The organism is Devosia insulae DS-56 (assembly GCF_000970465.2).
Classification (GTDB): domain Bacteria; phylum Pseudomonadota; class Alphaproteobacteria; order Rhizobiales; family Devosiaceae; genus Devosia_A; species Devosia_A insulae.
Window position 1 is genome coordinate 1 of the sequence record NZ_LAJE02000084.1, and the last position, 9812, is coordinate 9812.

9 protein-coding genes are annotated in these 9812 nt (G+C 66.0%); 4 read left to right on the top strand and 5 right to left on the bottom strand.

All coding sequences use genetic code 11. The annotated features are described in order from the left end of the window. Positions 1-93: 93 nt before the first annotated feature. Complete coding sequence (locus VW23_RS05760; protein ID WP_069908637.1) at positions 94-2550, bottom strand: beta-glucosidase; 2457 nt, start codon at positions 2548-2550, stop codon at positions 94-96. Between the two features lie 151 nt (positions 2551-2701). On the opposite strand from VW23_RS05760, the gene VW23_RS05765 reads away from it, so the two are divergent. Continuing rightward, positions 2702-3118 (top strand): winged helix-turn-helix transcriptional regulator, encoded by a 417-nt coding sequence (locus VW23_RS05765; RefSeq protein ID WP_069908638.1) that lies wholly within the window; start codon positions 2702-2704, stop codon positions 3116-3118. After that, positions 3118-3903, top strand: a complete 786-nt coding sequence (gene aac(3), locus VW23_RS05770; RefSeq protein ID WP_069908639.1) for an aminoglycoside 3-N-acetyltransferase — start codon at positions 3118-3120, stop codon at positions 3901-3903. The genes VW23_RS05765 and aac(3) overlap by 1 nt, the downstream gene beginning before the upstream one ends. 152 nt (positions 3904-4055) lie before the next feature. Here the strand turns inward: aac(3) and VW23_RS05775 are convergent, their stop codons facing one another. The 3 genes from VW23_RS05775 to VW23_RS05785 form a co-directional block, all read right to left on the bottom strand. Continuing rightward, positions 4056-5048: an aldo/keto reductase gene (locus VW23_RS05775; RefSeq protein WP_069908640.1), complete on the bottom strand. Its 993-nt coding sequence runs from the start codon at positions 5046-5048 to the stop codon at positions 4056-4058. A gap of 4 nt (positions 5049-5052) precedes the next feature. Next, positions 5053-5481, bottom strand: coding sequence for a MerR family transcriptional regulator (locus tag VW23_RS05780; RefSeq protein WP_069908641.1), 429 nt, complete (start codon positions 5479-5481; stop codon positions 5053-5055). A 276-nt stretch (positions 5482-5757) separates the two neighbouring features. Beyond that, positions 5758-6504 (bottom strand): SDR family NAD(P)-dependent oxidoreductase, encoded by a 747-nt coding sequence (locus tag VW23_RS05785; RefSeq protein ID WP_069908642.1) that lies wholly within the window; start codon positions 6502-6504, stop codon positions 5758-5760. A 107-nt stretch (positions 6505-6611) separates the two neighbouring features. Here VW23_RS05785 and VW23_RS05790 point away from each other — a divergent pair, with 107 nt between their 5' ends. Beyond that, a complete protein-coding gene (locus tag VW23_RS05790) occupies positions 6612-7211 on the top strand; it encodes a TetR/AcrR family transcriptional regulator (protein WP_069908643.1) in 600 nt (199 codons plus the stop codon). A gap of 245 nt (positions 7212-7456) precedes the next feature. On the opposite strand, the gene VW23_RS05795 is transcribed toward VW23_RS05790, so the two are convergent. After that, a complete protein-coding gene (locus VW23_RS05795) occupies positions 7457-8809 on the bottom strand; it encodes an MATE family efflux transporter (protein ID WP_069908644.1) in 1353 nt (450 codons plus the stop codon). A gap of 242 nt (positions 8810-9051) precedes the next feature. Between VW23_RS05795 and VW23_RS05800 the strand changes: the two genes are divergently transcribed. Then, positions 9052-9765: an SDR family oxidoreductase gene (locus VW23_RS05800; protein WP_069908645.1), complete on the top strand. Its 714-nt coding sequence runs from the start codon at positions 9052-9054 to the stop codon at positions 9763-9765. Positions 9766-9812 lie beyond the last annotated feature (47 nt).

Genomic DNA, 9812 nt, shown 5'->3' on the forward strand with positions numbered 1-9812 from the left:
CCAAAACACCGCTATCGAGGCCATCGTCTCCCTCCCCTTGTTTAGGGGGAGGGATCAAGGGTGGGGGTCAGCCCGCACCGGCCTCGGGATGAATCACACCGGCAGCAGCAACCGATCTCGCCGCACCACCTCTGCCGTCATCCCCACATCAGCCGCATGCCGCGCCACCCGGATCACATACCGCCCCGGCTCCACCAGCCAGTGCTGCGCCTCCGTCCGGTAGTAGGCAAACGCCCGGTCATCAAGCGCCAGCGTCAGCCGCTGCCGCTCGCCGGGCCCCAGGCGCACTTTCTCAAACGCCTTCAGCTCCTTGGCCGGCCGCGCCACCGTCGCGTCCGGCGCCGACACATAGACCTGCACCACTTCGGAGCCGGCGCGCCGGCCGGTATTCTCGACCGTCACCGAGACACTCACCTCGCCATCCGCTTCGAACCCAGAGGCATCCAGTTCGAGGTCCGACACCGCAAAGTTCGTGTAGCCAAGCCCGAAGCCAAACGGGAACAGCGGCGCGATGCCGTGGCGATCGTAGTGGCGATAGCCGATGAACACGCCTTCCTCGTAACGGACCTTGCCGTCGAGGCCGGGATAGATCTCGCGATCCTGCGAGTTGGTCGGGTTGTCGGCCCATTTGACCGGAAAGCTCTGCGGTAACCGGCCGCCCGGTTCGGCCGCGCCGGTCAGCACGTCGGCAATGGCGTTGCCCGCCTCCTGCCCCGGATACCAGGCCTCGAGCACTGCCGCGACTTCACCCAGCCACGGCATTTCCACCGGCCCGCCGGTCTGCAGCACCACCGCGGTGCGCGCGTTCACCGCGGCCACCGCCGCGATCAGTTCGTCCTGCCGGCCGGGCAAGGTGATCGAATCGAGGTCGCTGCCCTCGGTATCCCATTCGCCGTTGCGCCCGACGAATACCAGCGCCACCTCGGCCTCGCGCGCCGCTTCGACTGCCGCGGCGATCGCTGCATCGCCGAGCGGCAAGCCGATACCGGCGGCGAAAGCCGCGAGACCGAGTGTCGCGAACGGCTTGGCGGCGAACTCGATCACCACGTCGTAGCTGTGGCCGGCTTCGAGATTGATGGTTCCCACCACCTCGTCGCAGCCCTCCTCGAAGAAAGTGCGGCCCTTGCTCCAGTGCGTCCACGCATCGGCGACCAGCTTGCCGTCGACCAGCACCCGCGAAAACCCGGCGCTGTAGATGCCGACGCGATGCTCGCCGCTCGCCTCCGGGGTGAACCGCCCGGTGAGCCGCGCCGAGAAATGCAGCGGATCGACCTTGCCGCCGCCAACCCGTCCGATCCAGAAGGCCTGCGCTTCCTCCAGCGTCTCGGTGAACACCGGCGCACCGCTGAGCGTCTCGTTGGCGAAATACTCCGCCGTAAAGCCGCCGCGCAGCAGCGGTTCGAAGCGGTGGTTGGTCGCCCCTGCCGCATAGCTGAGGTGATCCTCGCCCAAAGCCGCGACCAGGCCATCCCACGGCGACACCCGATAGTGCGGGTTGAGCTGCGCGCTGCCGCCACCCATGATCTGCGCCACTCTGGCGTTGGGCCCGATCACCGCAAGCTTCCCCGACCCGCTGAGCGGCAGCAGCTCGCCGGCGTTCTTCAGCAGCACCGCGCCTTCGGCGCCAGCACGACGGATCAGCGCCCGGTGCTCGGCGCGGTCGTCGGCCCGCTCCGCCCACTCGCTGTGATCGTCGAGCGCGCCGGTCCGCTCCATCAGCCGCAGCACGTCGAGGACCCGGGCCCGCAGCGTCTCGCGGCTGACTTCGCCGGCTTCCACCGCCGCCACGAGCTTCTCGCCACGATCGCGCGGCGGCCCCGGCATTTCGAGGTCGAGCCCGGCATTGACGGTCGGCGCGGTGGAGTGGGAGCCGAACCAGTCCGACATCACCACGCCGTCATAGTGCCATTCCTTGCGCAGCACCTGGTCGAGCAGCCAGGGGTTCTCGCTGGTGAAGGTGCCGTTGAGCTTGTTGTAGGAGCTCATGATGCCCCAGGTGCCGGCCCGCTTCACCGCCCACTCGAACGGCACCAGGTAAAGCTCGCGCAGCGTCCGCTCGTCGATCTCGGAGCTGATGGTGGTGCGCTCGATCTCCGATTCATTGCCGGCAAAATGCTTGATCGTCGCCGAAACGCCCTGCCCCTGCAGCCCCTCGATATAGCCGACGGCGAGGCTGGCGGTGAGGATCGGATCCTCCGAGTAGCACTCGAAATTGCGCCCGTTGCTGACCGAACGATGGAGGTTCACCGTCGGGGCGAGGCTAACATGCGCCCCCTTCGACTTCACCTCTTCGGCCAACGCCGTGCCGATCTCGGTAAGCAGCCGGACGTTCCAGCTGGCGCCGAGCGCGATCCCCACCGGGAACGCCGCCGATTTCACCCCGCCGATCAGTGAGCCACCGCCGCGCGCCCCGTTCGGCCCGTCGGTGACGCGGAGCTTGCCGATACCGAGCCGATCGATTGCCGGCAGCGACCAGAAATCCTCGCCCGACAGCAGGCTCACCTGCTCCTCGAGCGTCATCCGGTCGACCAGCTCTTCGATCCGCCCCATCGTCATCTCCTTCGTGTTGAACGTTCTACGCTCCCTAGAGCATTTCACTGTTCCAAGGCAACGGCCCACATGCGCCGCGCACCCCTAGTCACAAGGAGTAACCGTGTCTATATTTGTGACTAGAGTATTTTTGCCCGTTTGGAGGCACCAGATGAAACCCATTCCCGGCCGGAGCGAGACCTGCAACGCCATGGCCGACATCCTCAATCGCATCGGCGATAAGTGGAGCGTCATGATCGTCGGCTATCTCGGCAAGAAGACCATGCGCTTCAACGAGCTGCGCCACACCATCGGCGGCATTTCGCAGCGCATGCTGACCCTGACCCTGCGCAACCTCGAGCGCGACGGTCTCGTCACCCGCACAGTCTACCCCGAGATCCCGCCGCGGGTTGAGTACCAGCTGACCCCGCTTGGCCAGAGCCTGCAGGGGCCGATCAGCTCGCTCTGGGCCTGGGCGGAAGAGCATCAGGGCGAGGTGCAGAGTGCCCGCCTCGAGTATGACGGGCTGCACGACGAGACCACCGACCAGCACCCGCCGGAGCGGCGCTATGCCGGCGCCGCGAGGTGATGGCTGGGGTAGCAACCCGCTCCAGCCTTGCTGACGACCTGAGCGCTATCGGCCTCGCCGATGGCGATGCCGTGCTAGTGCATGCCGCGCTGCGACAGGTCGGCAAGCTGGTGAACGGCCCCGACGATATCATCGACGCGCTGCGCGACGTGGTCGGCCCGGCTGGTACGATCCTCGGCTATTGCGACTGGCAGCTCGAGGACGAGCTGCGCGATGACTCGGCGATGCGCCAGCATATCGCTGCTTTCGACCCCGAGCGCTCACGCTCCACCCGCGACAATGGCTATTGGCCGGAGGCACTGCGCACCACGCCCGGCTCACTGCGCAGCGGCAGCCCCGGCGCCTCGATGGCGGCACTCGGCGGCGAGGCCGAGTGGTTCACCGCCGACCATGCGCTCGACTATGGCTACGGCCCGCAATCGCCGCTCGGCAAGCTCGTCGAGGCCAAGGGCAAGGTGCTGATGCTGGGGGCGCCGCTCGACACCATGACGCTGCTGCATCATGCCGAGCACCTCGCCGATTTCCCCAACAAGCGCATCCTGCGCTACGAGGCCCCGATCCTTGTGGACGGCGAAACGGTGTGGCGCTGGTTCGAGGAGTTCGACACCGGCGATCCGCCGGACGGATTGCCCGAGGATTACTTCGCCACCATCGTCGAAGCGTTCCTCGCCACTGGTCGCGGCAAGCGGGGCAAGGTCGGCGAGGCGAACTCGGTGCTCGTCCCCGCCCCTGAGGTGGTGGCATTCGGCGTCGATTGGCTCGAACGCTGGGGTAAAGGTCTCTAGCGCCACGCTGACCTTCCCCTCACCCCGTCCCTCTCCCCGGCGGGGAGAGGGGGCGATGTGGCACCGCCCGTTCAAAGTGCATCCCCTCTCCCCTCCGGGGAGAGGGTCAGGGTGAGGGGCAGTCCCTCGCACATCTCCAGAAAAGGGAGCCGCTAGCGCTTGGCCACCCAGGCGCCGCTATCACCATAGCGCTTGCCCGAGAACTTCTCGGCCGCCAGCAATTCGCCGAGCGTCTTCAGCTCCTCGGCCGAGAGCGCAATACTCGCTGCGGCGACGTTCTGTTCGAGATGCGCGATCCGCCGTGCTCCGGGAATCGGCACAATGAAATCGCCCTGGTGGATCACCCAGGCGAGCGCCAGCTGCGCCGCTGTCACGCCCTTCTCCGTTGCCATCGCTTCGAGCAGTTGCACCAGTCGGGCATTGGCCGCCATGTTCTCTTCGCTGAAGCGCGGCAAACCGCGCCGGAAGTCGTTGGCGCCGAGATCTTCCGGCTTCTGGATTGTGCCGGTGAGGAAGCCGCGGCCCAGCGGGCTGAACGGCACAAAGCCGATCCCAAGCTCACGGCAGGTATCGAGGATGTCGCCCTCGGGGTCGCGGGTCCACAGCGAGTATTCGCTCTGCAGCGCCGCGATCGGATGCACGGCATGCGCCCGGCGCAGCGTATCGGCGCTGGTTTCGGAAAGCCCGATCGCCCGCACCTTACCCGCCCGCACCAGCTCGGCCATGGCGCCCACCGTATCCTCGATCGGCACCTGCGGGTCGACGCGGTGCAGGTAGAACAGGTCGATCGCTTCGACGCCCAGCCGCTTGAGCGACGCCTCGGCCACCTCGCGGGCATGCTCGGGCCGCCCATCGACGCCGGCCATGGCGCTGATGTCCGACTTGCTGGGGTCGATCTTGAACCCGAACTTGGTGGCAATTACCACCTTGTCTTGAAACGGCTTCAGCGCCTTGCCGACCAGAATCTCGTTGGCGAACGGCCCATAGACCTCGGCGGTGTCGAACAAACTGACACCCAGTTCCACGGCGCGATGCAGCGTGCGGATTGCATCGGCTTCATCCTGGCCGCCATAGGCGTGGCTCATCGCCATGCAGCCCAGCCCGACGGTCGAAACAGTCAGCGGCCCGAGGGTTCGCGTCGCCAAGCGGCTACCAGCGGGCGGCTGCCCGCCTGACGGTTGCCGGTCGCTTGCGGCGTTCTGGGAGTGCGTCATAGTCCTTCATCCTCTTCGATATGCCGGCATAGCCGGCGATCTTGGCGTCGAGGACAAGGAGGCTCTCGGAGAGTTCGGCCAGCTGGGCCCGCACCTGTTCGCGGTGCCGCTCCAGCAGTTCGCGCCGCGCCGCCTCGGTTGCGGGACCCTGATCGCGCAGGGCTGCATAATGCAGCATCTCCCGAATCGGCATCCCGGTCGCCTTGAGGCGGCCGAGAAATTCGATCCAGCTGAGGATCGACGCATCGTAATCGCGCTGGCCGGACTGGTCCCGGTCGGCATAGGGCAACAGCCCGATCCGCTCGTAATAGCGGATCGTATGGGCGGTGAGTCCCGAACGCTCGACCAGCTGACCGATCTTCATCTCTGCCTTCCTTGCCACAACGAGAAGGAAGGCTAGGAGTTCGAGTGCACTCTAAGTCAAGCGGTGATTTTCATACCGTGACCCGAGGCGTCTTGGCTCGTGCGATTGAGGCGAAGGCACCAAACTCACCCCACCCACAGGGTCATTCCCGCGAAAGCGGGAACCCCCATTTGCGGAGCTTTGCAGCGGGCTCGGTAAACAGAGGCCCCCGCTTTCGCGGGGGTGACACCGTGGAGGGGCAAGGATGGTGCCTGGGCGAGAGCCCGCTATCAGAGCCTAGGCGTTGAAGCCGCTGTCGACGAGGATCGAGGTGCCGGTGATGCTGCGCCCGCCCGGGCCGGCGAGATGCACCACCGCCGCCGCGATATCCTCGGCGGCGCCGAACCGGCCGAGCGCATTGAGGCCCATCTGCGACGGCGCCATCGGCCCATCTGCCGGGTTCATGTCGGTATCGGTGGACCCTGGATCGACGGTGTTGATGGTGATCCCCAACGGGCCCAGTTCGCGCGCCAGCGCCCGGGTCATGCCGCCCAGTGCCGATTTGCTGGTGACATAAAGGCTGAGGCCCGGCCCTGCCACGCGCGTCGCCATATTGGTGCCGATCGAGATGATCCGCCCACCCTCGCTCATGTGTTTCACCGCCGCCTGGGTGGCGAAGAACGGCGCCCGGGCATGGATCGAGAACAGCCGATCGAAGCTTTCGACCGTCACCTCGCCGAACGGCCCGCCAGTGCCGACGCCGGCATTGTTGACGAGGATATCGATGCGCCCCAGTTCGGCGACCGTCCGGTCGACGGCGGCCATCACCGCATCGGGATCACCCGAATCCACCTGCATGGCGATGGCACGCCGGCCGAGGGCAGTGACTTCCGCCGCGATCTCGCCGGCCTTCTCGCCGTTGCGCTCGAAGGTAAAGGCGACATCGGCGCCGGCTTTGGCCAGCGCCAGCACGGTGGCGGCGCCGATGCCGCGGCTGCCGCCGGTAACGAGGGCCACGCGGCCGGAAAGCTCAAGGTCAGTCATATCGGATCTCCATTTTCTACCGATCGGTACACAATTGGCTATGACGGTTGCGATGCAGCGTCAAGAATTTTATACTGATCGGTAGACAATCATCCGGAAACCCGATTTTGGCAGGCCGTCCCCGAGAGTTCGATCGCGATCTGGCGCTAAACCAGGCGATGCGCCTGTTCTGGGAGCGCGGCTATGAAGGCACTTCGGTCAACGACCTGACCGAGGCGCTCGGAGTGGGCAAGCCGAGCCTCTATGCCGCCTTCGGCTCCAAGGAGCAGCTGTTCTATGAGGCACTTGACCTCTACGTGCGCACCTACGGGCCAACCCTGGGAGACGTACCCACGGCGCGCGGAGCGATTGAGTCGCTGCTGCGATCCAACGCCGAGACCTACACCGATCCGAACATCCCATCGGGTTGCATGATCGTGCTCGCCGCCGCCGTCGGCCCGCCGCAGAACGCCGAAGTCCGGGCGCATCTGGCTATGCTGCGCAACGCCTCGACCGGCTCGTTCGCGGCGCGGATCAGGAAGGGGATGATCGACGGCGATGTCCCCCGAGGCGCCGATGCCGACGCCATGGCGCAGTTCTACACCACGGTGCTGAACGGGCTCGCCCTGCAGGCACGGGACGGCGCCGGCGGCGCCGCCCTTGAGCGAGTAATCGACGGCGCCATGGCCGCCTGGGACGTACTGGCAGGAACGTCACCGCGCCTGTAGCAACCTGGTGGGCACCGGACCGTCCCCCTCACGGTGTCACCCGGCGAGGGCCTATAAGCGCTAAGGCACGGTCTCACCCCACCCACCGGATCATTCCCGCGAAAGCGGGAACCTCTGTTTTCTTGGCCTTCCGCACGATCGCAAACGGAGGTCCCCGCTTTCGCGGGGATGACACCGAGGTTGTGGGACTTGCGGAGCGTTGTTTCTCCTAGACGGGCCCCCCTAAAGGGCCTGAACCAGCCACCCTACACCAGCGCCGTGATTTCCTTCTTCCGCCACCAGCCGAGGTAGTAGGTAGCCTGGAAGGTGAGCAGGGCCGTGAAGCTGAGGCAATAGCCCCACCACACGCCCTCGAGCCCGAAGAAGTGGCTGAGCGTCAGCGCCGCCGGCACCTCGACCAGGATGATCGCCGCCAGCGACAGCGCCATCGGGATCCACACGTCGCCCGAAGCGCGCATCACCGCCGAGAACACCGAGCCCCAGCCGAACACCAGGCAGCTCCACAACACGATGTGCAGCAGCCGTTCGGCCACCTGCACCACCGCTTCGTCGGTGATGAACAGCCGCACCAGGTGCTGCGAGAACAGGTAGGCGATCAGCACCAGCGCCCCGGTGACGATGAGGTTCATCAGCAGCGCCGTACGGGTCACCTTTTCCACCTCGTCGAAGCGCCGCGCGCCGATCGCCTGGGCAGCGAAGATCGAGGCGGCGATGCCGATCGACATGGCCGGGAACTGCACATAGCTCATCACCTGGTTGACCGCGCCATAGGCCGCCGTCGCCTCGGAGCCGTAGCGGTTGACGATGCCGACGATGACGATGGCCGAGATCGACGACACCACCATGGCGACGCCGGCCGGGATGCCGAGCTTGAGGATCAGGCCGAGCAGCTGGAAATCCACCTTCAGGTGCCGGATCAGCTCGGCATCGGGCGCCATCGGGCTCTTCTTGTAGTTGAGATAGAAGAACAGAAAGATCAGCACCACGACGAAGCCGGCGATGAACGCCACCGCGGCGGCGAGCACCCCGATCTGCGGCAGGCCGAACCAGCCCTGGATCAGCGCCGGCGTGACGAACAGCCCGACGCCAATGGAGAACACCAGCGTCAGCAGCGGCGTCACCGTGTCGCCGACGCCGCGCAGCGTCGAGGTGATGATCAGGAACAGGAAGAATCCGGGCATGCCGATCAGGACGATCCGGCCATAGGCCGTCGCTTCGGCGACGATGTCGGCGGGCGCCCCGAGCAGTTCCATCAGGTTCTGCGCGAACAAGCCGCCAAACACCGCGACGACCAGACCCATCAGGAAGCCGACGGTCAGCGTCGTGCCAACGACCTGCTTGATTTTGAGGAGGTTCTTGGCGCCCCAGGCCTGGCCGATCAGGATCGCCGCGCCCGAGGCGAGGCCGATCACGAACGAGATGAGGAAGATCATGATCGGGAAAAACACCGAGACGGCGGCCAGCGCCTCCACCCCGATCATCTGCCCGATATAGATATTGTTGATGGTGCCCGACAGCGACTGCAGGATGTTGCTGAGCATCAGCGGCACGAGGAAGACGAGGAACCGCTGCCAGAGCGGCCTAGAAAGATTGTTCATCGAGTGAACTCCGAAACCCGTAAATTATGCGACGGCGTTAGGCCCCTAATGACCAGCGGCCGGTCGAATTGACCGGGTCGCGAGGCGGGCCACTTCACATCTCAGCTGAAGATGCAGGCGGGTCGGAGCACGATGGGGTATGAACGCACGGCCGGTTCTCTAGCCCCGGGCAGGGCAGCAGTCAATCACGCGCCCTCCTCGTGCCATCGCCTCTCGGCCAATAGAAGTCTAAGGGAATGCCAATGATCCAGCCCATCGCCCAGCCTGTAGCGATCGTCACCGGAGCCGGCCAGGGCATCGGCGCCGCCATCGCCCGCGAGCTTGCTGCCCGCGACTACCGGCTGGTGCTGTTCGCCCGCTCCGAGCAGGTCGAGGCGGTGGCCGCCGAGCTCTCCGCCACTGCGGTGCGCGGCTCGCTCACCGAGCCGGCCGATCTGCAGCGGCTCGTCGATTTGACCATCGCCACGCATGGCCGCATCGATGCCGTGGTCAACAATGCGGGGCACGTTCCCACCGGCGATATCGGCACCATGCCCGACGAGGACTGGCAGCATGGCTTTGACATGATTGTCCTCAACCCGGTCCGCCTGATGCGGCTGGTGACGCCGCACTTCCTCGCTGCGAGGAAAGGCGCCGCAGTGAACATTTCGAGCTTTGCCGGCAAATCGCCGGAGCTGGTGATGCCGATGTCGTCGGCCCTCCGCCCGGCGCTGCAGGCCTGGACCAAGCTCTATGCCGATCGCTACGGCGCCGAGGGCATCCGCATGAACGCAGTGCTGCCCGGATTTCTCGACAATTACGACACCGTCGAAACCCGCCGCCAGAAGATCCCGATCGGCCGCTATGGCGAGCTCGAGGAGCTGGCCCGGGTTGTGGCCTTCCTCCTCTCCGACGACGCCTCCTACGTCACCGGGCAGAGCCTGCTCGTCGATGGCGGCATGACCCGTGCCATCTGACAGCTCTGGATCTGCTCCCCTCCCCCTTGAGGGGAGGGGTTGGGGGT

What these genes read in the sequence shown, in the direction of transcription:
- VW23_RS05760 (WP_069908637.1), bottom strand. Translation starts at nt 2,550, where the DNA reads ATGGGGCGGATCGAAGAGCTGGTCGACCGGATGACGCTCGAGGAGCAG.
- VW23_RS05765 (WP_069908638.1), top strand. Translation starts at nt 2,702, where the DNA reads ATGAAACCCATTCCCGGCCGGAGCGAGACCTGCAACGCCATGGCCGAC.
- VW23_RS05780 (WP_069908641.1), bottom strand. Translation starts at nt 5,481, where the DNA reads ATGAAGATCGGTCAGCTGGTCGAGCGTTCGGGACTCACCGCCCATACG.
- VW23_RS05785 (WP_069908642.1), bottom strand. Translation starts at nt 6,504, where the DNA reads ATGACTGACCTTGAGCTTTCCGGCCGCGTGGCCCTCGTTACCGGCGGC.
- VW23_RS05795 (WP_069908644.1), bottom strand. Translation starts at nt 8,809, where the DNA reads ATGAACAATCTTTCTAGGCCGCTCTGGCAGCGGTTCCTCGTCTTCCTC.
- VW23_RS05800 (WP_069908645.1), top strand. Translation starts at nt 9,052, where the DNA reads ATGATCCAGCCCATCGCCCAGCCTGTAGCGATCGTCACCGGAGCCGGC.